The 24,716-nt window shown below is 63.6% G+C and carries 21 protein-coding genes; 12 read left to right on the top strand and 9 right to left on the bottom strand.

Annotation, left to right across the window (positions count from 1 at the left end):
- Positions 1 to 29 precede the first annotated feature (29 nt).
- From SH412_RS21880 to SH412_RS21870, 3 genes are read left to right on the top strand one after another with little or no spacing between them, the layout of a single operon-like run.
- On the top strand, positions 30 to 173 hold the full coding sequence (locus SH412_RS21880) for a hypothetical protein (RefSeq protein WP_336520156.1): 144 nt from the start codon (positions 30 to 32) through the stop codon (positions 171 to 173).
- Between the two features lie 52 nt (positions 174 to 225).
- Positions 226 to 684 carry a hypothetical protein gene (locus tag SH412_RS21875; protein ID WP_336520155.1) on the top strand — a complete coding sequence of 153 codons (459 nt, stop codon included), beginning with the start codon at positions 226 to 228 and terminating at the stop codon, positions 682 to 684.
- A gap of 52 nt (positions 685 to 736) precedes the next feature.
- Positions 737 to 1,099: a cupin domain-containing protein gene (locus SH412_RS21870; RefSeq protein WP_336520154.1), complete on the top strand. Its 363-nt coding sequence runs from the start codon at positions 737 to 739 to the stop codon at positions 1,097 to 1,099.
- Positions 1,100 to 1,219: 120 nt separating this feature from the next.
- Here SH412_RS21870 and SH412_RS21865 read toward each other — a convergent pair whose 3' ends face one another.
- From SH412_RS21865 to SH412_RS21845, 5 genes are all read right to left on the bottom strand, one after another.
- Complete coding sequence (locus SH412_RS21865) at positions 1,220 to 1,468, bottom strand: carbon storage regulator (protein WP_336520153.1); 249 nt, start codon at positions 1,466 to 1,468, stop codon at positions 1,220 to 1,222.
- 348 nt (positions 1,469 to 1,816) lie between these two features.
- The gene (locus SH412_RS21860) at positions 1,817 to 3,313 is read right to left on the bottom strand and encodes an NAD(P)/FAD-dependent oxidoreductase (RefSeq protein WP_336520152.1); all 1,497 of its coding nucleotides are present in this window, start codon (positions 3,311 to 3,313) and stop codon (positions 1,817 to 1,819) included.
- Positions 3,310 to 4,263, bottom strand: coding sequence for a radical SAM protein (locus tag SH412_RS21855; protein ID WP_336520151.1), 954 nt, complete (start codon positions 4,261 to 4,263; stop codon positions 3,310 to 3,312). Before SH412_RS21855 ends, SH412_RS21860 begins: the two co-directional genes overlap by 4 nt.
- A gap of 171 nt (positions 4,264 to 4,434) precedes the next feature.
- A complete protein-coding gene (locus SH412_RS21850) occupies positions 4,435 to 5,112 on the bottom strand; it encodes a HEAT repeat domain-containing protein (protein ID WP_336520150.1) in 678 nt (225 codons plus the stop codon).
- A gap of 1 nt (position 5,113) precedes the next feature.
- Positions 5,114 to 6,445: an asparagine synthase-related protein gene (locus tag SH412_RS21845; protein WP_336520149.1), complete on the bottom strand. Its 1,332-nt coding sequence runs from the start codon at positions 6,443 to 6,445 to the stop codon at positions 5,114 to 5,116.
- Between the two features lie 178 nt (positions 6,446 to 6,623).
- Here SH412_RS21845 and SH412_RS21840 point away from each other — a divergent pair, with 178 nt between their 5' ends.
- Complete coding sequence (locus SH412_RS21840) at positions 6,624 to 9,362, top strand: WD40 repeat domain-containing protein (protein ID WP_336520148.1); 2,739 nt, start codon at positions 6,624 to 6,626, stop codon at positions 9,360 to 9,362.
- Positions 9,363 to 9,392: 30 nt separating this feature from the next.
- On the opposite strand, the gene SH412_RS21835 is transcribed toward SH412_RS21840, so the two are convergent.
- On the bottom strand, positions 9,393 to 10,919 hold the full coding sequence (locus tag SH412_RS21835) for a serine/threonine-protein kinase (RefSeq protein WP_336520147.1): 1,527 nt from the start codon (positions 10,917 to 10,919) through the stop codon (positions 9,393 to 9,395).
- 424 nt (positions 10,920 to 11,343) lie between these two features.
- Between SH412_RS21835 and SH412_RS21830 the strand changes: the two genes are divergently transcribed.
- Together SH412_RS21830 and SH412_RS21825 are read left to right on the top strand one after the other, a co-directional pair.
- Complete coding sequence (locus SH412_RS21830; protein WP_336520146.1) at positions 11,344 to 12,537, top strand: ATP-binding protein; 1,194 nt, start codon at positions 11,344 to 11,346, stop codon at positions 12,535 to 12,537.
- Positions 12,530 to 12,871, top strand: coding sequence for an STAS-like domain-containing protein (locus SH412_RS21825; RefSeq protein ID WP_336520145.1), 342 nt, complete (start codon positions 12,530 to 12,532; stop codon positions 12,869 to 12,871). The genes SH412_RS21830 and SH412_RS21825 overlap by 8 nt, the downstream gene beginning before the upstream one ends.
- Positions 12,872 to 12,939: 68 nt before the next feature.
- Here the strand turns inward: SH412_RS21825 and SH412_RS21820 are convergent, their stop codons facing one another.
- Positions 12,940 to 15,393: a DUF1549 and DUF1553 domain-containing protein gene (locus SH412_RS21820; RefSeq protein ID WP_336520144.1), complete on the bottom strand. Its 2,454-nt coding sequence runs from the start codon at positions 15,391 to 15,393 to the stop codon at positions 12,940 to 12,942.
- Positions 15,394 to 15,642: 249 nt separating this feature from the next.
- A complete protein-coding gene (locus SH412_RS21815) occupies positions 15,643 to 17,934 on the bottom strand; it encodes a PPC domain-containing protein (protein WP_336520143.1) in 2,292 nt (763 codons plus the stop codon).
- A 347-nt stretch (positions 17,935 to 18,281) separates the two neighbouring features.
- Here SH412_RS21815 and SH412_RS21810 point away from each other — a divergent pair, with 347 nt between their 5' ends.
- The 4 genes from SH412_RS21810 (at position 18,282) to SH412_RS21795 (ending at position 22,399) form a co-directional block, all read left to right on the top strand.
- On the top strand, positions 18,282 to 19,028 hold the full coding sequence (locus SH412_RS21810; protein ID WP_336520142.1) for a hypothetical protein: 747 nt from the start codon (positions 18,282 to 18,284) through the stop codon (positions 19,026 to 19,028).
- 546 nt (positions 19,029 to 19,574) lie between these two features.
- On the top strand, positions 19,575 to 20,132 hold the full coding sequence (locus SH412_RS21805) for a hypothetical protein (protein ID WP_336520141.1): 558 nt from the start codon (positions 19,575 to 19,577) through the stop codon (positions 20,130 to 20,132).
- A gap of 106 nt (positions 20,133 to 20,238) precedes the next feature.
- Positions 20,239 to 21,144: a hypothetical protein gene (locus SH412_RS21800; RefSeq protein WP_336520140.1), complete on the top strand. Its 906-nt coding sequence runs from the start codon at positions 20,239 to 20,241 to the stop codon at positions 21,142 to 21,144.
- Between the two features lie 220 nt (positions 21,145 to 21,364).
- Positions 21,365 to 22,399 carry an SMI1/KNR4 family protein gene (locus SH412_RS21795; protein ID WP_336520139.1) on the top strand — a complete coding sequence of 345 codons (1,035 nt, stop codon included), beginning with the start codon at positions 21,365 to 21,367 and terminating at the stop codon, positions 22,397 to 22,399.
- A gap of 96 nt (positions 22,400 to 22,495) precedes the next feature.
- Here the strand turns inward: SH412_RS21795 and SH412_RS21790 are convergent, their stop codons facing one another.
- The gene (locus SH412_RS21790; protein WP_336520138.1) at positions 22,496 to 23,134 is read right to left on the bottom strand and encodes a DUF4058 family protein; all 639 of its coding nucleotides are present in this window, start codon (positions 23,132 to 23,134) and stop codon (positions 22,496 to 22,498) included.
- Between the two features lie 224 nt (positions 23,135 to 23,358).
- On the opposite strand from SH412_RS21790, the gene SH412_RS21785 reads away from it, so the two are divergent.
- Positions 23,359 to 23,844 carry a MarR family winged helix-turn-helix transcriptional regulator gene (locus SH412_RS21785; protein WP_336520137.1) on the top strand — a complete coding sequence of 162 codons (486 nt, stop codon included), beginning with the start codon at positions 23,359 to 23,361 and terminating at the stop codon, positions 23,842 to 23,844.
- A gap of 77 nt (positions 23,845 to 23,921) precedes the next feature.
- On the top strand, positions 23,922 to 24,620 hold the full coding sequence (locus SH412_RS21780) for a pirin family protein (RefSeq protein ID WP_336520136.1): 699 nt from the start codon (positions 23,922 to 23,924) through the stop codon (positions 24,618 to 24,620).
- Positions 24,621 to 24,716: the final 96 nt, after the last annotated feature.

Here is a 24,716-nt window from a genome sequence, read left to right as displayed (position 1 = left end):
CCAACTGGGTGTCGCAGGCGCTCAGTTGGATGCTGCTGGTTCCGATCTCCGTGATCCGGACGCGCGGATGGGTTGGCGTCGGATGGGTGGTCCTGCATGCTGTCGTCTGGCTGTTTCTCGCGAATGTGTCGTCGCTGGCGATCTGGTGGGACTTGAACTGGGGCGCTGAGTGATTTCCCCACGACGCGATTGTGCTGACCGTCAGATTGTTCTGGAGGACACGCCATGCCCGGCGGTTCGGACTTCACGTCGTCGCGCTGCACGCTGCACTCACAACCCGTCTCATTTTCCGACCGGCGGATCGAGATCGTGCTGCAGTTTGAACTGCTCGACGACCAAGAGACGGAGTGGGGTCTTGAGTTCCGGAACGGCACTTCGCTGCAGTTTCAGGCGAGAGGATTTCTCCATGCCGGGCAGATCAAGGAATTCATCCGGCAGTTGCGGCAGTCGATCGATCGTCAACAGGGAGAAGTTGTACTGGAGGACTGCGACCATGCCGTCGACCTGGAGGTCCGCGTGGAGAACGGCGGCGGGCTGCTGTCACTCCAGTTTCGCTGTGAAAGCCGGTACGACGGCGATCGGAGAACTTCTCAAGCCGTGACAACGATCAACGATCTGCCTCTCGAAGACGGGGACGTTCAACGGATCTACGAATGGGCGCGAGACTGGTCCAACTTGCTATAACTCGTCGATCCGACGAACCCACTTATGATTATTCCATCGCAGGACGATCGCCATGCCCACGCTGATCCCCGCTCCGACGATCATTCAGGCCGCAGGGAACAAGCCCAAGAGGATTGAAGAGTTTGTCGGGCGGGTGAATTCAGGGACTTCGGCGCTGAGCCTGGCGCGGATGACGAGTCCCTCGGGCTGGGTTGAGCCGGGGCAGACGCCGGAGTTTGACGAGTTCACGCTGGTTCTGCGCGGCGAGCTGACGGTCGAGAGCCGGGGGTCGACGCTGACGGTTGGTGCCGGGCAGGCGGTGATTGTGGCGGCGGGGGAGTGGGTCCGCTACAGCACGCCGCATCCGGACGGGGCCGAGTACGTCGCCGTCTGCCTGCCGGCGTTTTCGCCGGCGACGGTGCATCGGGACGAATAGCGAATAGCCGGAGAAGAGGGCTGATCGCTTATCGCGGATCGCTTGTCGCCGGAGAAAGGCCGTCGTGTTTCTCCGGCCTGGCTTTGCTGGCTCTGGACTCTCGTCTCTCGACTGCCCTCCCTATGACACCGTTCCGCCGAATGGCAGCACGGTCTGCTTGGGGCGTGGTGCGGGGGCCGGGGCGGGCGATTCGGCCCGGCGGACGGGTTCCGCGGGGGGCTGTTCGGTCAGTTCGCTGCGGGCGATCTTGACCGAACGGGGGGCCTGGATGCCGAGGCGGACGCTCCCCCGGCCGCAACTGACGACTTCAATGACAATGTCGTCGCCAATCCGAATGGATTCCGAAATCGAACGTGTCAAAACCAGCATCTGTGCCATCCTTTTCACAACGTGGCCAACCAACCTGTACCGCCGCCCGGCAACAGCAAGGCGGCTCGACGGTGGCGTGCAGGGGCTCTGAGAGCCCGCCGCCACTTCATCTCCGGCCGGGCACTCTTGTGCGGCCGGAGTCATTTCCTGCGCATCGCCAACGGCCGAATGGTCGTACGACGACACAACCGAGACCTGCGACTCGTAATCTTGCAGCAATCGCCCGCACCTTCAGCGGCGGGCACGCGGCCGTCCCAGACGAACGAGGAGGTGATTCGAGCAACACATTACTGCTCGAATCGCGACGGGAATGTATGCAAGGATTGAAAATCGTGCAAGAGCAATTTTTCAGAATTCCGGCGCGGCCGTGTGGGCATACATATGGGGCGTTTCGGGGCTGAAAAGGCCGACGACGTCCACCGGCGCCAGAATGCCGGCGAGCTGCCGCCGGATCGTGGCGAGGTCATTCCGGCTCAGGACTTGCTGACGGGCGGCGAGGAGGAGCTGGCGAGACTGGCGGACGGCTTCGCGGAGGAGGGGCCACTCGGCTCCGAGGAACCCGGCGGACAGTCCGCCGGGCTGGCGTTCGCAGCTTGTCGCTGCGGCGAAGTAGAGCATTGTCGCCATGGCGAACAGGCCGAACTGCCGGCGGGTGGCGTAGCAGGTTGCCACCAGTTCGTCGATGAAGGCCAGCTCGTGGTCCATGGAGAACGCATAGGCGGCGAGCTGCTGCTGGCGGGCGTCGGCGGAGCGGGCGGGATCGAGGGCCAGGGCCAGCCGGGCGACGGCGCTGAGGCTGTGTGCGATGCCGCTGCTGTGGAGCGGATCGACGAAACCGGCCGAGTGCGCCAGCAGGGCGTAGTCCGGTCCGGCGGCGGGGGAACGCCAGCGCTGCAGTCGCCCCGAGCGGAGGATGCCGACGGCGGGAGCGACGACGCGGGCATGCCGCATCTGCTCGGCGACGCTGGGGGCGCGCTGGAGCCACTGGTGGAATTCGTCCGCGGGGGTGACGTCGGCGGGAGCGGGATGCTCGGCGGCGTCGAGGGCGAAGCCGATGCTGACCACGTCGTTCACGAAACGAAGCTGCCACATCCAGCCGAAGTCGAAGACCTGGTGCTGGGCGGCATCGTCGCAGGGGAAGGGGTAGTCGGCGGTGACCGCGCCGTGGGCCTTGGCGCAGGTTTCCCAGCGGGTGACGCTGTCGAAATGGGCGAAGACGCCGCGGGAGTTGGTGAGCATTTCCGCCGAGCGATCCTGCAGGCCGAGGAAGTTCGGGAGCAGGGCGGCTTCGCCGGTGCCGTCGATGAGGAACGGGGCTTCGACTTCGAAGGCTTCGCCCCGGCGTTCGCAGGCGAGTTGCCACAGGGGGGATCGCTCGCGAATCTCGACGCGGGTCTGGTCGCGGGCGATGGCTCCCGCCGCGATGGCCTGCTCGTAGAGGTAGGTATCGACGTCGGCCCGGAGCCAGTGGGTGTCGCTGTGTTCGTTGCTGGAACTGGCGGCGACGAGGAGCTCGGTGGCGTGATCGGCGGTCGGCTGGAAGGGCTGGTCGAGCGGGTGCTGGAAGTAGCTGAAGCCCCGCTTGAGGCCGCCGGTGAGCTGGGGGAGTTTTTGCTGCCAGGAGCCGAATTTTGCGAGCGGGGCGATCTCGGCGAGATCCCATGTCTGACAGAGGTCACGGAGCAGCCGGTTGCCGAGGGGGGTCGAGGATTCGCCGATGGCGAATCGCGGGTGCCGGCCGCGATCGAGCAGCACCACCTGGCGTCCCTGCCGGCGGAGGATGTTTGCCAGCAGGCTGCCGGCGAACCCGGCCCCCACGATACAGACGTCGGCGGTGAGCTTCATGCGGCGGAGCCTCCACAGCCGCACGCGACGGCGGGCTGGATCTGTTGCGTCAGGTTCATGGCCTGCAGGCGGGCTTTGCGGGCCGGGCCGCATTCGGGGCAGCTATAGAACTTCTCGACATCCCAGAGGTCGACGAAGACCCGGCCGCGACGCCGGGCGATGCCTTCCGACAACACGCGTTCGAGGGATGCCAGTTGCGGGGGTGCGAACTGCCCCTGTCGCTGCAGTTCTTCCATCATGCCATTTCCCGCGCGCACCGGCACGATCGAGCAGACGCGGACACTCTGGTCGAAGGCGTGGTCGAGGGAGCGAAGGGTCCACTCGACGGCGGCTTCCTCGTCGAGGAAAGGCGGCTTCAAGAGGAGGAAGGTGCGGAGTTCGATGCCGTTTGAACGGAGGAATCCAGCGGCCCGGTCGAAGTCGTCGACGGTCATTCGCTTGTTGAGAGCCGGGAGGACTTCGGGGTGGATGGTTTCGAGGCCGAGGGCGACTTCGAATTCGCCGTTCAGGCGGTCGCGGAAGCGGAGACAGTCCTCGGTGCAGAGCTTGGGGTGGTTTTCGACGATGACCGTCCGGAAGTCGCGGACCAGGTCGGCGATGGCGGGATGATCGTCCGGCGGGATGGCCCGGCGGTCGAAGAAGTTGCCGTTGTTGTAGAGCTTGATGTGACGGGCCAGGGGAAGCCGTTCCAGGGCGTGGCGAATCTGGGCGGGGATCGCGCCGCGGGGAGTGTCGGTCGTGGTGGTGTGCTGCCACAGGTCGCACATCAGGCAGCGGAAGAGGCACTCGCGATTGGTGAGAAAGAGCGTCGAGACCGGTTCGATGACGCCGGCTGCGGAGTGTTCGGGTTCCGAGAAAAAGGCGTACGGCAGCAACGGATCGACGGCCGCCCGCTCCGGTCGAACGGCGACGATCTCGGCGTCGGTGAAGCGAGGTGGCTCGGGGGGCACGGAGAAGACTTTTGAACAACCACAAATGACACGAATCGACGCGAATGAAGACAGAGGATTAAACCACGGAAGTCACGGAAAACACGGAGAGATGAAAGATTTCAGAGGGCTTCCTGGCACGCGGGCCTCACAGCTTCGACCCTGGCCACTGCAGTCTGACACTGAATGAGTTCAGCGTTTTCCTTCGACGATTTCCTGAACGATGACTTCGACGCCGCACTCGGACAGTTCCGACTGATCGATGAATGCTCCCTTCGAAGAACATTGCGATTCATCCGGCAACAGCACCCACACTAATACCTGCCCTCTGCTTGCATTCCCGAGAACATATCCGTCGCGAAGCATGCGCAGTCCTTGGTCCATTGTTTCCCTCGTTTCAACATGCTTCTCGACGGCAAGAGCTGACTCAAGATCGGGGATACACTCGCGGATCCTTCGTTGGAGAATCCAGTCTGCTGCTTTTGTTCGAACACGTGAGCTCTTATCTCTCAAACCGGTCCGCAAGATCTGCAAAGCCAACGGGCGTGGTGTTGACTTACCGATGCTGATGATGGCGTTAAACCGCACGTGGCTTTTCGAGTGCTGCGAGAGAGCCAGAAGGGCGTCACAGGCATCTGGATACTGTCCGGTCAGACCGCCGAGCAAATCGGCGGCGTTCGCGCAGAGAGGTCCGCGGGAACTCTGGACTGCGTCGATAATCGGCGCGAGTCGACCGGGGGTGATCTGCCCTGTGTCCTGGATGGCGTCATACGCATCGACGGCACGGAGGAGAGGTTCCTCCAGCTCCGGGTATCGGCGGCGGAGATAGTCCCGTAGCCACAGTTCATACGACTCCCGCTTTGTCGTCATGTCACAGCCCGAAGGCTTCCAGCATGGCGCGGCGGTAGGCTCGTTCGTCGCGGGGGAAGAGGTCGTCGAAGAGCTGGGCCTCGACGGCGCCGCGCTGGAAGCGGCACTTTTCGAAGACCGGCATGTCGAGGCCCGTGATCGCCATCACGCCCCGGCGGACGATCTCTCCCTTCAGTGCGTAGAGCTTGCTGTGGTCCCAGTCGGTCAGTTCGATGAAGGGGATGCCCTCGGCGACGTCGATCACGTTCGGCAGCGCGTAGGGGCTGAGGGCCGTGAAGCCCATGGCGCGGGCGGGGGCGGAGGTCCGGACGTGGCCCCGGCTCTGGCCGCCCGAGTAAGTCAACGAGTGCTTGACGGCGTCGACGCCCCAGCCTTCCTGGTAGAGCATCAGGTTGTTGAGGACGCTGCGGATGGTCAGCTCGGGATTCTCCTCGATGGGATAGTCCTTGAGGTTTTCGTCGCCGCCGTCGCCGTCCAGCAGGTACTTCCAGTCGGGGTAGCGGGCCCGGATGTGCTTGCAGAGGGCCAGCCCCATCGTTGCGGCCTGCACGTCGAGCGGTTTGTAGTCCTCGATCACGCGGACGGCCGCCTTGTAGTCGAGCTCCATCCGGTTGACGTCGATCGGCTCCAGCAGCATGTCGAGCTGCAGCTCGCGGAGGAACTGGCGGGCCTGCTGGAGATCTTTCCCCTGCCCCTCGACAGAGAGAGTGAAGGCTTTTAGACGGGACGGCGAATTGCCGCGGGCGCGGAGCAGGTGATACGTCACCAGGAGGATCGAGCCGCTGTCGACGCCGCCCGAGAAGAGGACGCCGATCGGCTCCTGGCGGTCGATCTGATCGAGCCAGGTATTGATCTCGTTGGCGAGCGCAGCAATGTACGCCTGGCCGATTTGATCGAGGTCGGTTCCCCAGCGGTTGCGTTCGGGGGCGAAGTATCGGCGGTAAATCGGGTTGGGGTCGGGGCAGCCGAGCAGGGCCAGTTCGGTGACGTAGTGGGCGGGGACCATGCGGGTGTAGGACGGATGGAACTGGCCGCCGAGGCCTTCGCTGTTGAGAAAGACGGCGATTTCGTCGATGCGTTCGGCGACGACCAGGCAGGGGCCTTCGGCGCGTTTGGCGAGGAAGTAGCGCATCGGCCGGCCGATCGAGCGGGCCATGCGGATCGACTTGCCGTCGCGGTGCAGCAGGGCGAACTGGCCGTCGATTTCGCGGACGCGTTCCGGATCGCCGGTCGCCAGCCGGGCGAGAGCATCGTCGACGGACATATTGAGGAGGATGTTGCCGGCGGGATCGAGCAGATTGACGACTCGTTCGACGTACGCGTGATGCTGCATGATGAACGCCCGGATGCGGGAGGAAGAATTGGACGGCTTTACGATAGACGAGCCGGGGCAAAGTCGCGAGGGAACGCGGGCGGGGGGTTGCGGCGGACGCCCCGAACGGCTGATGATACCGCAGTTCGCCTGCCGTTCCTGCCCGCCTGCCCTGTCCTGCCACCGGGAGTCATCACGGATGCCGGTTTTCTGCTGCCGCTCGCCGTCTGTTGTCATCGCCGTTCTGGCCGCCGTTGTCAGCGGAGTCGCTGAGGCCCAGCCAAAGACTCTCGCGGGACACTCCGACCCGCCGTATGCAGCGGTCTATACGCCGGACGGCCAGCGGCTGATTACGGCGGCGTTCGACAAGACGCTGCGGATGTGGGACCTGACGTCGCTGACGAGCCTCCGGACGATGCAGGGGCATACGGGGCTGGTGCTGTGTCTGTCGCTGTCGAAGGACGCGAAGCGGCTGGCGTCTGGCTCGCTCGATAACACCGTTCGCCTGTGGGATCTGCCGGTCAATACCCCCCTCACAACGCTCGCAGCTCAACCGGGCCTGGCATCCGTCGCGGTCAGCAGCGACGGGCAGTGGTGGGTGACGGGGGGGGCGGGAAATTCGATCAAGATCTGGAACGCCGCCGACCGGCAGCTCGTGCGCGAGATCGGCGGTCTGCCGCATCCGATCGTCCGAGTGGCCCTGCGGGCGGACAAGCAGCAGATCGCCGCTGCGGATGCCGCCGGTTTCGTTCGATTGTTCAACGCGAACGACGGGACGCCTCAGGGAGCGTTCGGCGTCAGTACGCCGGAGATTACCGGGCTCGTCGGTGCGCCGAACAACTCGTTCTGGCTGACGGCGGGGGCAGACGGGCTGGTGAAGCGCTGGCTGAATCAGGCCGCCGCGGCGCGCGTGGGGGCCGGGCACGAAGGGGCGATCCTCGCCCTGAAGGTCAGCCCGAACAATCAGGTTGTGGTGACGGGGGGACAGGACAAGGCGGTGCGGGTGTGGAACTTTGGCGACGCCAAACAGATCCGGACGCTCGACGGGCATGCCGGCGCGGTGGCAGCGGTGGCGTTCAACCACAATGACGCAGGCCGGGTGGCGACAGGGGGCGAGGACAAGATCGCCCGTCTGTTCAACGTGAACGACGGGATGCTGATTAAGGCGTTTCCGGAACAGGCGTCGGCGATCGCGGCTGTCGCGATCCATCCGAACAATCAGGAACTGGCCGCGGCGGACGCCAGCGGCGCGATTCGCGTTTGGAAGATTGAGGATGGCACGGAGATTCGCGCATTCGCCGGGCATCCGGGAGGGACGTGGTCGCTGGCTTATACGGCCGATGGCAGTCGTCTGGTCTCCGGCGGGCAGGACAAGACGGTCCGTGTGTGGAATTCCGGCGACGGAGTTGAAGCCCGCAAATTCGAGCTGCCGGAGGTCGTGCGGGCGGTGGCGGTGTCGTGGGATCAGCAGCAGGTGGCGATCGGCTGCGATGACAAACTGGTGCGGACGTTCAACCTGAATGACGGGGCGGCCGTGGCCACGTTCGCCGGCCATGGGGACAAGATCTCCGGGCTCGAATACAGCCGGGACAATCAGCGGCTGGCTTCGTCGAGCCATGACGGGACCGTTCGCGTGTGGCATGCCGTGCAAAAGCGGCCGCTGCAGCATTTTGCAGGGGGCGGCGGAGCGGTTGGCGGCGTGAGCTTTGCGACCGATAACCAGACGCTGGCGTTCGCTGGGGCCGATAAGCTTCTGACGATCGACGCGGTGACGATCCAGATGGTGCATCAGGCCGATGACAAGCGGGTGAATGCGCTGGCCGTGCATCCCAACAGCAGTTCGCACCTGACCGGGGGGGATGATGGTGCGGTCAAGCTCTGGAATACGGGCGGCGGGGAACCGCAGCGTCAGTTTCCCGGGCATCAGGGGCCGGTCCGTTCGGTGGCCTTCAGCCCGAATCAGCAGCAGGTGGCATCGGGGGGGAGCGATCGAACGCTGATCGTCTGGAATCTCAACGACGCCCGGATGCAGTTCAAGATCGCGACGCCGGCGGAAGTTGCTCAGATCGCGTTCAGCCCGGACAATAAGAAGCTGGTGATTGCGGGGAGCGATCATCTGATCCGCAGCTACGATCCGACGCCCCCCAATCCTCTGCCCCCGATGCCCCCCGGCCAGGAGCCGGCCCAGACTACGGACGGGCATGCGGCGACGATCACCAGCCTGGCGTTTTTCAACGACAACAAGACTGTGGTCAGTGCCGCAGCGGATGGTTCGGTGAAGAACTGGTCGATTGCCGCGGCGGGGGCGGTGCAGACCTTTACGGGGCACGGTTCGCAGGTGTATGGCGTGGCGCTGCATCCGACGCTGCCGCTGCTGGTTTCGGTCTCGAACGACAAGACGGTCAAGTGGTGGGATCTGGAGAAGAACCAGAACACGCGGACGTCGCCGCCGCAGGGAGGGGCGATCTACGCGGTCGTCTTCCGGCCGGACGGTCAGACGTTTCTGACGGCGGGGGCGGATAAGACGGTGCGGGTCTACAAGACCGACGACGGCACCGAGGTGAAGCAGTTCGCCGGGGCGGGAGACGCAGTTTATACGGTGGCGGTCGATCCCGCTGGGCAGAACGTGGCGGCGGCGGGGCTGGATCGGAAGATTCAACTCTGGAACTACGAAACCGGCCAACTGACGAAGACGCTCAGCGGTCACAAGGATGACATTTACAAGGTCGAGTACAACCCGGCAGGGACGCGGCTGCTGTCGGTCGGGTATGCCGGGAATCTGCTGGTCTGGGATCCCGCGCAGGATCAGCCGTTGTATGCCAGCAAAGTCGCGCCGGTGGTCTATTCCGCAACGTGGTCGCCCAACGGGGAGCAGATTGCGGTGATGGCCAATGACGGCAAAGTCTACCTGGTCGAGGTTCCGGCCGCGGCCCGCTGAGCTCGCTGGCCGGGCGTCGATCAGACTCCGTCAGTCTCCCCGACGGCCGCGCTGGATGTCGCGCATCAGGTTCGCCATCTCGCCGTTCAGCGACTGGCCGGAGGCGCGAGCCTTTTCGTAGAGCCGTTCGGCTTCGCGCTGATTTTTCTTCTGAAACTCGACATAGGCCAGCCCGGCGTAGCCGTGGGCGATCATCCACGTGCGGTTGGTGCCGATGTCGTTGACGAATTCCTGAAAGACCTGTTCGGCTTCGGGAATGCGGTCGTTCCGCAGGTCGATGATGGCCAGTCGCAGGCGGGCGAGGTCGAGGGTGGCGGCGTGGTTGGCGGCGTCCTTGTGGTTCTTGACGGCAAGCCAGGCGTCGCGGTCGTCGCCGCGGGACATGGCCTCGAAAACCTGCTGCTGAATGCCGTCGTACTGCGGCACGCTCGATGCGGTCGGGCGCTCGACAGGAGGGGTGGCGAGCGGATCGGGGGTTCGCATCAGCCAGCCTGCGCCGGCGGAGGCGCTGGCCGTCAGGAAGCAGGCGAGTGCAATCCAGCCGATCTGCCGCTTGAGGGGCCGGCGGTAGACGGGAGTCCTGCGCGACGGCCCGCTGCTGGAGAATGTGATCGTGGGTTCGCCGTCGGCGTCCTTGCCGAGGACCTGGCGCGTGATCTTCTTGAGCTCGTTGAGCACCGCCTGGGCGTCGACGGGGCGGTCGTCCTTCTTTTTCGCCATCAGCCGGCGGACGAGATCGCACAGCGACGCCGGGAGGTCGGGGCGGAGCTCGGCGAGCGGCGCGGGGGTCTCGTTCATGTGCTGGACGGCGATGGAGAGCGCGGTCTCGCCCGTGAAGGGGGGGCGGCCGGAGAGCATGTGATAGGCCATCACGCCGTAGGAATAGAGATCGCTGCGGTGATCGACGGGTTTGCCGGCGACCTGCTCGGGGCTCATGTAGAGGGGGGTGCCCATCGTGATGCCGGCCTGGGTCAGGGCGACCCGTTCGCCCTGCAGCGTCAATTGCGCCAGGCCGAAGTCGGCGACTTTGGCTTCCCCTTTGCGGGTGAGCATGATGTTTTCAGGTTTGATGTCGCGGTGGACGATGCCGGCCTGGCCGGCGACCTGCAGAGCGGCGGCGACCTGCTTGAGGATGTGCAGCGTGAGGGGGACTTCGAGGGGGCCTTTCTTCTTCATGAAGTCGCGGAGGTTGCGGCCCTGGACGTATTCCTGGGCGATGTATTCGATGCCGTCCGTCTGGCCGATCATGTAGACCTGGACGATGTTGGGATGGCTGAGTCCGCCGGCGGCGGCGGCCTCCTGGCGGAAGCGTTTGACGTAGCTTTCGTCGGTCAGAAACTCGGGGCGGAGCACTTTGACCGCCACCTGCCGACGGAGGGAGGTCTGCTCGGCGAGGTAGACCTCGGCCATGCCTCCTTTGCCGAGTCGGCGGAGCATGCGGAACTCGCCGAGCTGGCGGTCGGTGAGGTCGAGCGAGGGGGCGTTGTCGCCGTTGCCCGGGAGGGTGACGTTGGGCACGGAGGTCTTACGACCGGCGCCGGGTTTCGGATCCGCCATGAAGCTGCACACTCCGGAGAAAACCGTTGAGGTCGGCGGATCGAACCGAAACGACCATCCAGATTGATCTTAGCTCACGGGCCGCAGGTCGCCAAGCGACCTGAACAAAACGCAAGGGGAGAAGCCCTCCGCGGCTTCCGTCGACCGCTGGTGCTGGAGTTACCTCGGAACAAGACGTCCGGTGTCGTGAATTTGAGCGTACATTCGGAGGGACCGCGCGGTTTTCGGCATTTTTCTGGATGCGCCATGCGTCGCCGACGGTGCCCCGCGTCTTCAAACGCTCTCGGCGAAACGGCGGGCAACGGGTATACCTCCGCACCGATTTCGGCTTGTCTGGGGCTGGAGCGTTTGTATACATTTCCGGATAGCCGAGTGGAACCCTGTCGTCGATGGGCCAACTTGACCGGTCACAAGGAGTCTTGCAGTGGACTTGTTTGTCCGCAGTTTGCCGGCAACTCGAAAAGCTGAACGACGTGCATTGATTCTACGAGAACTTGAATTACGGTCAGACCGGGCGGCCGTCCTCGAACTGCTGAGCGGAATCGCCGACTTGGGTCGAAAGTGGGAAAGACTGCTGATCAACGTGCTTCTCGAATCCGTCAACGCACAGCCGGAGTCGCTGCAGTCAGTTCTTTGTCGCGAGTTTCTCGACTCCTCAAGAGGAGTCTCGCTGGTCATTCACGGGAAGGAAACGGGCGCTGATCTTCGCGACATGGTCAGTTTACTGGGACGGCTCGAACGCATTTCTCGCCATTCAAGACCGAGACCGATCTTGAATATTCAATTCGATACGCAAGACGCGTACGTCTATGGCCTTTGCGCCATCGCGGCGTGGACATCCGCTCATTCTGCCGACATCACGTTCAAGAGCGAATTTCCGCGAGTTAAATACTTCCTGGAACGGGCTGGCGTCATCGAGGGAATCCGTGATCCTTCATCTGAACCCGTTCGATTCGATACTGAAACAATCCTGGGGTTCACTCGGATTGATGCGGGCAAGCGGTTTGAGACCGACGCGCACGCTGGTCGCCTGGTTCGATTGTTTCGCCACAATATGGACTTAAGCGAGCAAACCGCTCAGGCTCTCTCCATCAGCTTTGCCGAATTGATTGAGAACGCGATCAAACACGGCGAGATTTCGTCCCCAGCGTGGCTTTTCGCCAATTACCATCCTCAGCCTCAGAAAATGCACATCTGCATTTGCGATCGTGGCATTGGCGTAAAACAGACTTTTGAGAAAAGTTCAAATCCTCGGCTCAGAGAGTTGGCCGGCGATGGCCTTCGCTGGATTCGAGAAGCTGCTGAACCGTTGGTGACGTCGAAATCCGAAGGCCATGCGGGGTACGGCCTCTATCTGGCGCGCGAGCTGTGTCGAAGGAACGGAGGGTTGTTCGCGATCATCAGTGGCAACGCCGGATACTCGGTCCATCCGAGATCGCCGGATGCGGAATACTCCGACGTTGAAGAACTGGCGTCGCTCGAAACCCCATGGCGCGGTACGTTGGTAGCGTTGCAGTTTCGCCTGGACAGGCCGCTAAAGCTTGGCCCGATCTACAGTTCATTGCCATCGCCAGATGACGATGAATCGTTCGAGAATGTGAGTCTGTTCGATGACTGATCCCGTATTTGTGTTGCAGTCCCATGCCGCGGACTTCGTCAGCCGCGACATCGGGAGATTACTGCGGGAGCAACTGCTTCAACTGGAGATCGCGATCCCGGAGGATCAGCGAATCACAATTGACGCTTCGGGCGTGGTCATCATGACGCCAAGTTTCGTTGACGAGTTCTTCGGCCGAACAGCCGCACTTCTCGGTCTGGAACGGTTTCAAAGTCGATTTCACATCGTCGGCATTGACGGTGAAAATAGGACGCTGGTCAATAACGTCGTTCGAAATCGGCTGATCCTCCATCGCAGAAGCGGCGTCGGAGGATCAGCCGTTGATGTCGAATGACGGCCTCGCGGCGCTGATGGCAATGACTTGAGGCTTGGGCCGTCTCACCAGCCTCGTCCCGACAGAACTCAGTGCTGGAACAGGAACTCCTTCGAGTTCAGCACGGCCCAGCCGACGTCTTCCAGGGCCTGCCGACGATCTGTCGAGCCGGCGATGTGCTGTTTCGCGGCGGTCAGCTCTTCCGCGACGGGGGGACGGCTCAGGGCCGCCAGATACAGCGTCGTGATGATGTCGTCGTCCGACTTCTGCTCGCCGATCATCTTCGCGATCCGGCCGTTGTCGGCCCGCAGCTTGTTGTGGACGACCGGTCCGTTGATCATCTGCAGCGCCTGCGACAGATTCGAATCGGTCGACCGCTCGCACTGGCAGGCCATTTCGCGCTGGGGCTGGCCGAAGACCTTCAGGAAGTAGTTGTCCGTCGGCGGGTCGGCCAGCTCGGACGCCCGCGTTCCCACCGGCATGCCGGGGAACTGCTCGGGAATGTCGGTCACTTCGCAGATCGCGTCGAGCAACTGCTCGGCGGTCAGCAGGCGGGTTGTGGCGTGCGAGTTATACAGCTCGTCCTGCTTGTTGAAGTCGTTCTTCCGCGAGCTGAGCTGGTAGGTCCGGCTGTTCATGATCGTCCGGATCGCCCACTTCTGGCTGAAGTGATTGGCGGCGAACTGGCGGGCGAGCTCCTCCAGAAGCGGACCGTTTGAGGCCGGGTTCGAGTCGCGGAAATCATCCACCGGCTCCACCAGCCCGCGTCCCATCAGATGGCCCCACATGCGGTTCACCAGCGAGCGGGCGAAGAACGGATTGTCCGGCTTCGTCAGCCATTCGGCGAACACGACGCGGCGGTCCTGATCGGCGGCGACGTCGACGTCCCCCTGCAGCAGCAGATGGACCTTCATCTGCTTACCGGTCCGGGGCTGGGTCACTTCTCCGGCATTCTGCACGAAGATCACCTCGTCCTCGGGATCGGCAGTGTTCTTCCGGCCGACGCGGGTGAAGGCCGCGGCGATGCCGTAGTAGTTATCCTGGGTCCAGCGTTCAAACGGGTGGTTGTGGCACTTCGCGCACTGGATGCGGACTCCGAGGAAGAGCTGCGACGTCGTTTCGACCGCGTCCTGCGGGTCGCGACTGGCGCGCCAGTAGTTGGCGGCGGGGTTCTCGAAGACGCTCCCCTGGGCGGTCAGCAGTTCTTTCGCGAATTGATCGAACGGCTTATCGTCGCGGACGGACTCGTAGATCCACCGCTTGAACTTGTGGACGCCGGCGACCTTCAGCTTCTTGCTGTTCGACCGGAGCACGTCGGCCCACTTCAGCGACCAGTACGAGGCGAAGTCCTCGCTGTCGAGCAACTGATCGATCAGGGCCGACCGCTTGCTCGGGCTGACGTCCGCCAGGAAGGTCTGCGTCTCGGTCAGGGTCGGCAGCCGGCCGGTCAGGTCCAGGTACGAGCGCCGGAGGAACTCGTCGTCGGTGCACAGCTCCGAGGGCAGGATCTGCATCTGGAGTTGCTTCTGGAACACCAGCGCGTCGACGAAGTTGTGCTCCGGGGGATTGGTCCAGGCGAATCCCGGCACGTCTTCGAGGAAGGTCACCGGCGTGACGGCGGTCTTATCGAGATACCGCATCAGGATCACGGCCTCGCCCCGACCCATCTTTGTCGCCAGGCCGTCGGCGTTGACCGAGGCGACGGCTTCCGCCGACGACGTGAAGTCCGTCAGGGCGGTCAGGTCGCGGACCGAGCCGTCGCTGAAGTGCCCCATCACGGCGATCTGCTGCCGGTCCGCGGGAGCCTTGAGAATTCGCACGGCGGGAATCGGCTCGAGCTTCACCAGATCCGGTTCGGTCGGCGAGTCGACGCGGAGTCCTTCGGCGATCCAGTTTTCCAGGACCTGGTAGGCCGCATCGCCCTTCTTGATCCGTTTGCCGCCGGCGTGGGAGACTTCCATCAGCGGCTTCTTAAGCAGCAGGCTTTCCGAGGGATTCATCGGGTTGACCCGACGGCCGAAGAACTCGCTGCGGAGGGTCATGATGTCGAGGTCGGGATCGTAGGCCCGGAGCGACAGGCGGAAGCCCCCTTTACCCGATGGAGAGCCGTGGCAGGCCCCCATATTGCAGCTCGACTTGGTCAGCGCCATCTGGGTTTCGTTCTTAAAACTGATCGGCGCCGGATCCCCCATCTTCGAGACCTGGACCTCGACGACCGCGGTCAGCGGTCCGACGACGGCGGTGATCTTCGCTGCTCCATCCCCGACGGGGCGGACGATCATCCCGTCGATCCGGACGACGTTGGGGTCGGAGGATTCGAATTTCGCCACGCCGGTCAGGTCGCGCAGTTCCTCTCCGGCGTACTTGCCGGTCAGCACCAACTGCTGCTGCGCCCGCTTGCCGACCAGCGGGAAACGACCCGGTTCGAGCTGGAGCTGCACTGGCTGCCCGACCGATTCGGGACGATCGCTGCTCTGGGCGCGGGCCTCAACAGCCGTCAGTCCGACGACGATCAGCCACAACATCGTGCGAAGGCTGGGCATGGAGAAACTCCTTGGGAGTTGGTGAATTTGTTCTTGGTGATTTGTCAGTTGTCAGTTGTCAGTTGGAAAAACTGGCTCAGCCTCGGGCGGCACGCCCAGAGTCTTCGATGGGCGTGGTCTTCGTCTTAACTCGTTCCCAGGCTCTGCCTGGGAACGCCTCTTCGCCACGCTCCGCGTGGCCCGCACCGGCCCGATGCTCTGTCCTGTTCTCTTTGTGTCCGTTTCGGACTTCGGATTTTCTGAAATCCCCTATTCCACCGTCAGTCCCACGTTCCCCGAGACCGCTTCCACCTTGGCGGCTCCCGCCATGACTTCCACCTTGGCCGACAGGTTGGCGACGGCGCCGACGGCTGCGTCTTCCGCGGCGGTCAGCTCGATGTCCGCCGTCGAGGCCTCGGGGGGAATCGTCGCGGGCGCGGCAGTGACCCCCTTGGGGAGGTTCTGCAGCGTGACCGTGACCGGACCGGAAAACGCGGGGTTGCGTGTCACATTCACTTTCACCGTGTGCTTGCCATTGCGGGCCAGCTTGCCGCCGGCGGGATCGAGAGCCGCCTGAATGACCGGCTGCAGGATCAGCCGCAGCGCCGGGGCGGGCTGGATCACGGTGGTCTTGTCCTGCTTCAGCGTTCCCTGCAGGGCCACCGTAAACTCGCCCAGCGGGGCCTTATCGGTCCCCGTGATCGCAATCTCAACTTCGTTCTTGCCCTTCTCGACCGGCTTCACCGCCACCGTGATGTTGGCCGGCACGCCTTCCTTATCGGGCGTCACGGCCAGGGTCACCGCTTCGTCGAGGCCCATGCCGCGCGTCGCCGTCACTTTGACCGTCGCCGTCAGGTGCGGTCCGAAGACCACGTCTGTCTTGTCCATGGCCAGCGCGAGCTGCGCCGGCGGCGCAATGGCGGCGGCCGTCGCCGTTTCGATCGATTCCGGCAGATAACGCAGCGTGGCGTTGCGGGCTTTGATCGGCGTGGCGACATCGGATGCCATCTGAACGTCACGGTCGCCGATCTTCGCCGTGCCCAGCAGCTTGACTGCCTGCAGGCTTCCGACCGGGGCATCGGCGGCTGCGGTGACCGTCATCACCGCCACAGTGCGGCCCGGTCCGAGGACCGTCCGGCTGGCGGTCAGCCCTGCCGGCAATCCGGGCAGGCTCAACTCAATCGGTCCGGCGAAGCCGGGCCGGGTCGCGGTGACCGTGACGGCCGCGGTTCCTCCCGCGGGAATGTTCAATGTATCGCTCGACGCCGCCAGGGTGAACGGCGTCGCGGCATCGGCGACGGCCACCCGCCAGGCGAGATCGGGGCCGCCGCGCCGGCTCAACTCTTCCACGACCAGCGCGTAGTCGCCGTCGGCGGGGAACTTCGCGGTCAGAATCCCTTCGCCGGTGCCGGTGTCTTCGACGGCGGCGACCTGACCTCCCTGGGCATTGACGACTTTCATCACCAGATCCGCCGGGGAGCCGACCTGTCGAGCGATGCCGCTGAAGACGAGCGTCTGATCCTTTTTGGCGGCGAAGACGAAACGGTCGACGTCGCCGGCCGTCTCGAATCGACCGTTGATGTCCTGCCCCCCCGACAGCCGGTTGGCTTCCTCGGGGGCGTTGTTCGGCTCCTGCTCCAGGAATTGCGGCTGAGCCGCGACCGTCAGCGACGCGAATCCGCTGCTCTGTCCGCCCGGCCGGCGCACGCTGACGGGAATTGCGGTCACGAACGGCTCGGTCGGAGCGGCCACCGTCACCGGCGGCAGGCCCTCAATTGAGCTCCCTGCGAACTGAATCGAAGCCTGCGTCCCCGCCTGCACCGCGAGCGGATAGGGAGTCGACACACAGGGGAAATCTCCAATTCGCAGACGGAATGCGCCCCCCTGGTAACGGACGTCACGCAGCTCGACGGTGTACTCTCCCGCGTCGCGGAACGTATAGGTCAGCCGGCTGTCGCCATAGATCCCCGGTGCATCGTCGTTGAACGCCAGCTCGCGTCCGCGGCCATCGAGAATGCGAATCGTGGGATCGAGGGCCGAACCGATCCGATGCGCAAGGACTTCGAAGGACAGGGTCTGACCGGCGGCGGCGGTGAACTTGTAGAACTGAGTCGTGAGATTCGCGACCGCGCCATCGACCGCGCAGGGGACGGGAATCGGCTGGGCCATCGCCATCGCAGTCGGCGCGCCCGCCTGCGCCACGGACGGCAAATCGTCAATTACGCACAGCCGCACCAGCGACGTACCATGATCGGTGACCACGCGCAGCGCATGCACGCCCACGGGCGTCTCGGCCGGCACGTTGACCGTCAGCGTCACCTTGTCGGCCGCTTTGCCGTTCTCCGGCACATCGGCCGCGAGCGTCGCTTCGACGGGGACGCTGGTCCAGAGCCCGCGGGCGCCCTGCAGATTGCCCCCCGTGAAGACCACCGCTTGCGGTCCGCCCGGCTTCAAGGCTCCCGGAACCATACCGCTGATGGTCGGCTCCTGGGCCGAGGCTGACGTCAAACAGCCAGTCAGCAGAATTGCGACAATCTGGGTGCGGGGAGTGGTCAGGGCCATGCGGCGGGAACTCCGGCGGGTCGGTCGGCGGCCAAACTGGGACCCGGTTGTCGCGGGCATTGCGACGGGACCGGAATCCGCAGATTCATCAAGCAGCGTTGATTCGTGGATGATACGTCCCGAACCGGCCAGCCGTCAAACAGAATCGGGGCCGAAACCATGAACAAACGCTTCCGCAACCCTCTTCGTTCCGAAACTCCGCCTGGAAACGCCGGGCCGCGCGGGATTGCCGTGCGGCCGCGAAGTCTCCCGTTATTCCGTACTTCCGCCAGATCCCCGTCGCCGAATTCGTCGTTGTGGTGTTCAATAACCTGCAGACCCACGACGACTTTCAGGAGAGGGACAACATGCTGCGGCATTCTCAACAGTCCTGGCGCACGCTGCGGACCGGCGGACTGCTCGCCGCCTGCCTGGCCGTGCTGACCGGCCTCTCCGGCGACGACGGCCAGGCTCCGGTCGATACGCCGGCCATCGTCGCCGCGCTGCAGCCGTGGAAGGATCTCGTCGGCGAATGGCGGGCGGTGGGGCAGGTCCGGCGGGGTTCGAACCAGGGGGCCTGGCAGGAGACGGCGGGAGTCGTCTGGGACCTGAAGAAGGAATCGACCGGGCTGCGCTGGACCGTCAAGGACGGCAAGCACTGGCAGTCGGCCCTGCTGACGTTCGATCCCGCCTCCGGAGAACACGTGCTGAGCGTCGTGCCGAAAGAGGGCGCCCCCGTCCGGTTGACCGGCCAGTGGAATCCCAAAGAGACGAAGCTTGTGCTGGAGTCTCCCCCCGCGGAGCAGGGGGAACTGCAGCGCGTCACGCTGTCCGTACAGAACGAGAACCGGGTGATCTGGCTGTTGGAGAAGAAGAACGGCCCGCAGTCGTTCTACGCCCGCGTCGCCGAGATCGGCTGCCAGCGGCAGGGAACGAAGCTGGCGGCGGTCGACAGCAACGGCCCGGAATGCATCGTGACCGGCGGCCGGGGCACGATCGCGGTGACCCACGCCGGTCAGACCTATTACGTCTGCTGCACGGGCTGCCGGGAAGCGTTCGAAGATGATCCGGAGGGGATCATCGCGGCGTGGAAGGCGAAGCGGGCAAAGAAGTAGGGCACGCTCTTGCCTGCCGAAATGCGGCTGCCTTGTCTTCGACGAACACGGAAAAACGGGGTGGCCGGCGGCTGGAGCGTCTTCGCGAAGCCCCGGCAGATGCAGGTTGACCTGAAACTCGCCTTCCAGTGAACAGCCGTCTCCGGCAGAATACGCTGGTGACCGCTATTCCACGGAAGGGAGTCAAACGTGCCGATTCGAATCGTTCTTGTACTGAGCCTCATCGCGCTGGCGACCGATGCGCGGGCACATGACGGGCCTGTCTCCGCGCTGCAGTTCGAGAATCCGCCTCAGCTCGAACTGGTGGAGATTCTGGAACGGTGGAAGACGGGATTCGGGGGTTGTGACCGGCCCGGGCGCCTTACGTTTTACCGGGTGATACAGGACGAGATCTTTTGGACTGCGAAGGAATCGCAATGTGAATTCTTCTGGGATGGAAACGGCAACTGGCAGCTCGTTGTGAATCCGTTTCGCGTCAACTCGTGGGGAGTCGTCCTGGTGCCCCGCGGATCGTTTCGCCCGCACGTCGACGCTCGATACACTCGAGTGGCCGACGACGCGAAGATGCTCGGTCAGTCTGGCAACGAATTCATTGTCGTGGATCTTGCGAGAGACAGTTTTGAGGCTTGGCCCGCTCTTCAGCGGCAGAACTTCGTTTTCAACTGGCTCGGTTTCCCGCACGCGACGTTACTGATCCGGGAGATGCCCCGGCAACTGGTTGGCCCTGGCTGGCCCGATACTCCGGGCGATTGGACCGACTCCTGGGAATGGACCGTTTTGTCGCAGAATTCGACGCTCGTCATGCTGCAGGCGAAGCCTCGTAACAAAGCAGAAAAGCGTCTCTTCAGCGAAATCCGCTGGGCCATCGCACGTCAGTTCTGGCAGACATGCGGCATGCGTGTGTTTGATCGCAACCGAAAGACAATCTCCACCTGGTATCGAACCGATGGCGATATTCAACGGATCGAAGAGTATCCAGGTCTTTCGCCCGAGCGTCTGGAAGCGGCAGGTTTTCGAAACCATTCGATACCTGGGAAACCCCGAAAGCTTCAATCACAACGCCCGGCCGATGCGCTCGTGCCGCGAAACCGGCTGGTCTGGTAGGGCAGGCTCCCGCCTGCCGGCTTGTGGCGATGAGAGCACATTGCGGCAGGCGGGAGCCTGCCCTGCTCGAATGCACTCAATCAGAGTTCCACGGAAGGAGTCAAAGATGCCGATTCGGATTGCATTTGTGCTGTCTGCGATTCTGTTCTCGTGTCATGTTCGGGGCGCTGATTCTCCGATCGCGCCGCCGAGAGCCGTTCTCGATCCGCCGGATGTTGAGCCGACTCACGAGCTGAGCGTGGCGGAAATTCTCCAGCGGTGGAAAGCGAAGTTCACGAGCGGCAGACGGCCCGGAAGCCTGGCGTTTCGTCGCGTGCGCAGGGATCTGGTGTTGAAGACGGAGAAGGCGTCGCTCTGCCGGCTCGACTGGGATGGAAAAGGCGATCTCCAGATCTCGGTAATTCCCTTTCCGGGAAATGCCGGTCATGCCCCAAAAATTGCAGTGGATGATTCGGCGGCGATCGCACGACGTGCGAACCAGGTTCTGGACGTGAATTTGGACGGCGACGAGTTTCGCTCGTTTCCGGTCCCGCAAGGGGAAAGACCCCTCCGCCGTGGTCCGATTGGGTGGAACGGAATCGACAACGCGATCTATGACTCATTCGTCGATACGGTAGTTCTGCTCACCGGGCCGGGCGGGCCGGGAGTTCCCGATCGCTGGGAAGAGCGCTGGGATTGGACCGTCATGAAGCAGGACGCCGCGCAAATCATTCTGCGTGCCGGACCGATCCCGTCAAACGAAACCGCATGGGTCAGCGAAGTACGGTGGGTCATCGAACGACCGGCATGGAAGACATGGGGCCTGCGAGTTGTGGACGCGTCGGGGAATCAGATTACGACTTGGTTTCGCGCCGATCAATTCACACCGCCGGGAGCCGTGTTCCCGCTGCTCACCACCGAACGCCTCGAAGCCGCGGGACTTCGGAATCTCTCGTTGCCGGCGGAGAAACAGAAGATTCAATCGCAACGACCGGCGGATGCGCTCGCGCCGCGGAATCGGCTGGTGTGGTAGGGCGCAAAGGCCCATCCGGCCGGGCGCGACCGGCCCTATCCACCTGCCGACACGCGGATTCCGGGCCTGGAAAGCGCCATCGGATCGAGCAGCGCCTAAACTGGTGGCAATGGGGCTGCAATGAACGCTGCTGCGAATCTTGCAAGGCGAATGGGTACGTTGACGAACTCGATTCAATCATGGCGGGCGCAGAGCAGAGCGAATTGAAAGGAACGAGTTCGTGGCCAAGAGCGTTGAAGATCTCAGAGCAAAGCTGTTTTCCGCCAAGGACGGCGGAGTGGCCCATTCAATCATCAGCAAGCTTTCCAAGGCGGCCGAGAGTGGCGACGATCAGGCGAAGAAAATGCTGGCCGACTATGCTCTGGAGGGGCCGGTCGAACACATGCGCGAAACTGCCTGCTCGACGCTGGCTCGTGCCGTCAGCGAAGCGGACAGCGACCTTTCCCAGGTCTTTCAGCGGGGCCTGACCGATCCACGCATTCGCTACTGGAGTATCCTGGGCTTCATCAAGACGTCAGGTCGGGGGGCTTACGAGGAACTGGCCAGGCTGGCTGCCGATGCAACGTTTTCTCTGGCAGATCGCGGTAAGGCGATCAAATGCCTTGCAACGCACAGCAATCAGGCCTTCGATCGGAACCTGCCCACGGATCCAGGATTTTGGAAGGAGCAAGATCTGCGAATCGCCGAGATCGCCGTCTGGGCGAAAGGCGGATTTCCCGAGGGCCAGGGTTATTCCGAGCCAGTTCGACATCCCGCGCTCGACAAACCGACGACCCCCTTTGAAAAGGTCGTGAGCCGCTTCGACAAGAAGCTGGCCGAACAGCGGAAGCAGCATCAAGACCCGGCGAATCCGACGGCATGGCTATCGCCCGCAGCGCCGGAAGATATCCAACGCATCACGGCCCGCTGGACCTTGCCCGACATCTATCTCGACTTCTTGACGAGGTTCTCGCCGATCAATGTGACAATCTCCAATCGTACGTTTTACAATCACTTGCAGTTGTTCGGTGCGAGCGAACTCATCGAGGCACAGCAGGGGTACTCCTTCAACCCCGTCGAGCAGCAACCGATTGAAGATTGGCCTCCGCACCTCCTGGTCATCGCCAGCCACAGCGGCGACCCGTTCGTGCTCGACCTGTCGAAGTCCGACGGCAACGACGCTCCCGTCGACACCGCCGAGCATGGCACGGGCTCCTGGAACTTCGGCCGAGATGCCGATTCGTTCAGCGAGTTTTTGAAAGGACTTGCGAAGTAATAACGGCGGAGCCAAACCCCGCGACGACGTGAGTTCATTCAGCATCACTCCGCAGTTAGTGTGGCAAGGAACCCATCCGGCCGGGCGCGACCGGCCCTACAAGAGCTTCCGCCACGGTTCCGGGTACGCCTGCCAGGTCGCCATGTAGGTCTCTTCCAGCGGCAGCAAAATGTACCAGCCGGGGGCGAGGAACAGCGGGGCGGACGGCAGCGGCGACCCGACGCCGCGCGGCTCGATGAAGGCCTCGACCGTTTCACCCGCGGCGTAAGCGGCGAACTGCCGCTGGTCCGCCGGCAGGGGTGTCGTGGGAGTCCCCGTCAGCCGGTCCCACAGCGCCGCATGCAATCCCTCGGGATCGAACCTCCCTGGCGGAAACAAGTCGATCAGCAGCAGATGGACGCCGGCTTCCAGAAAGTCGACCGCCTTGCCCAGAAACGCCTCCCACCGCGCCCGGCTCGACTTGTTGCCGGGCGAAACGATCTCCACGACGGCGACGACCCGGTTCCCGGAAACATGCCGGATCGTCAGCCGGTCGCGCTTGCGTTCGTAGCGCATGGTTTCAGAGGCTTGTGAGTCCGATGCCACTTCGTGAGCGATGGCCGCTGGTTCGCCGGCCGCCAGAAACTCAGACGCGAGCAGCCCTGCGTTCAAGGCTTCTGCAAGCTGGTAGATCCAGGCATTGTGGAAGTGATGAAACTGCCCGTCGGACATCCGATTCCAGTCGTGCAGGGGCATGGTTCGACTCCGGCGAAGGATCCGTTGAATCGTAAATCTGAAGCGCACCAGCGGGCAAGCCGCCAGTGGCACGCGGATGGATCACCGGGTGGTGGAAATGCGCGCTGACCCCGCCGGCCGGCACAGCCGGCCCTACAAAAAAACTCTCCCCGCACCTGTTGACAGGACGATAGTTAACGCGTAAAGTAATTTCAGACGACGCGCAGCTCGCAGGAGACGAAACGATGGCCGCCGGGAAGTTGCAGCAGGAGCTGAAGAAGCGGCAGCCGTTTGCGTCGCTGGCGCAGGAGGCTCTGCTGAATCTGTCCCGCACCACCGACCGCGTGCAGATTCAATTCGACCGGCTGTTCCGGCAGCACGGGCTGACGCCGTCGCAGTACAACATTCTCCGCATCCTGCGGGGCGAAGGAAAACCGCTGCCGATCCTGGAGATCGCCTCCCGCACGGTCACCGTGGTCCCCGGGATTACCGGACTGATCGACCGGCTGGAACAGGCCGGGCATGTGCAACGCCGTCGCTGCACCGAGGACCGGCGGGTGGTCTACGTGGAACTGCAGCCGTCGGGCCTGGCGGCCCTGGAACTGCTCGATCCGCTGGTGGCCGGCCTCGAAGCCGAGCTGGCGCAGGGGTTGAAGGCCGACGAATTGCAGACACTCAGCCGTCTGCTGGAGAAGCTGCGGGCCGGCTGGCCCTCCGACGACTCGGCCTGAACGACGTCTCTTTTTTTGGCCATATACACGACATGTAAACTATCGACGCGACAGTCACTTTCTGAAAGGAGCCTCTCATGTTCCAAGTTCGCAAAGCGGCCGACCGGGGGCATCGCCAGCACGGCTGGCTCGACACGTGGCACTCCTTCTCCTTCGGCGATTACCACAATCCCGCGGCGATGGGCTTTCACACCCTCCGCGTCATCAACGACGACCGCGTGGCGCCGGGCGAAGGCTTCGGCATGCACGGCCACCGCGATATGGAAATCCTCACCTACGTCCTCGAAGGAGAGCTGGAGCACAAGGACAGTCTCGGGCACGGCGAAGTCCTCCGGCCGGGCGAAGTCCAGCGGATGACCGCCGGGCGAGGCATCCGCCACAGCGAGTTCAACCCGTCGCCGACGACGCCGGTCCACCTCTACCAGATCTGGCTGCTGCCGCGCGAACCGGGGCTCGAACCGAGCTACGACCAGCGGCCGTTTCCCCGCGCCGATCAGCACGGGCGCTGGCGGCTGATCGCCTCTCCCGACGGCCGCGACGGGTCGCTGACGATTCAGCAGGATGCACTCCTCTGGGCTACGAACCTGGCCCCCGGCGACGAAGTCGTGGCGGCGCTCGATCCGCAGCGGGCAGCCTGGCTGCAGGTGCTGCGGGGGACGGTGGCGGTCGGCGATCAGGAACTGTCGCCCGGCGATGCGCTGGCGATTGAGAACGAGTCGGCCCTGCCGGTGCGGGCCAGCGACGACGCGGAACTGCTGCTGTTTGATCTGCCGTAAGAGTGCCGGCAAGCGAATGAGGACAGACAGGAATGTCTGTCCCACCAGAGAAATCACGGTAAGGGGTGGCCCGGACATTCCTGTCCGGGCATCTCC

The sequence above is a fragment of the Planctellipticum variicoloris genome (assembly GCF_030622045.1).
Taxonomy (GTDB): domain Bacteria; phylum Planctomycetota; class Planctomycetia; order Planctomycetales; family Planctomycetaceae; genus Planctellipticum; species Planctellipticum variicoloris.
Note: the sequence above shows the minus strand (reverse complement) of the source record. Positions and strands in the feature narration are given on the sequence as shown.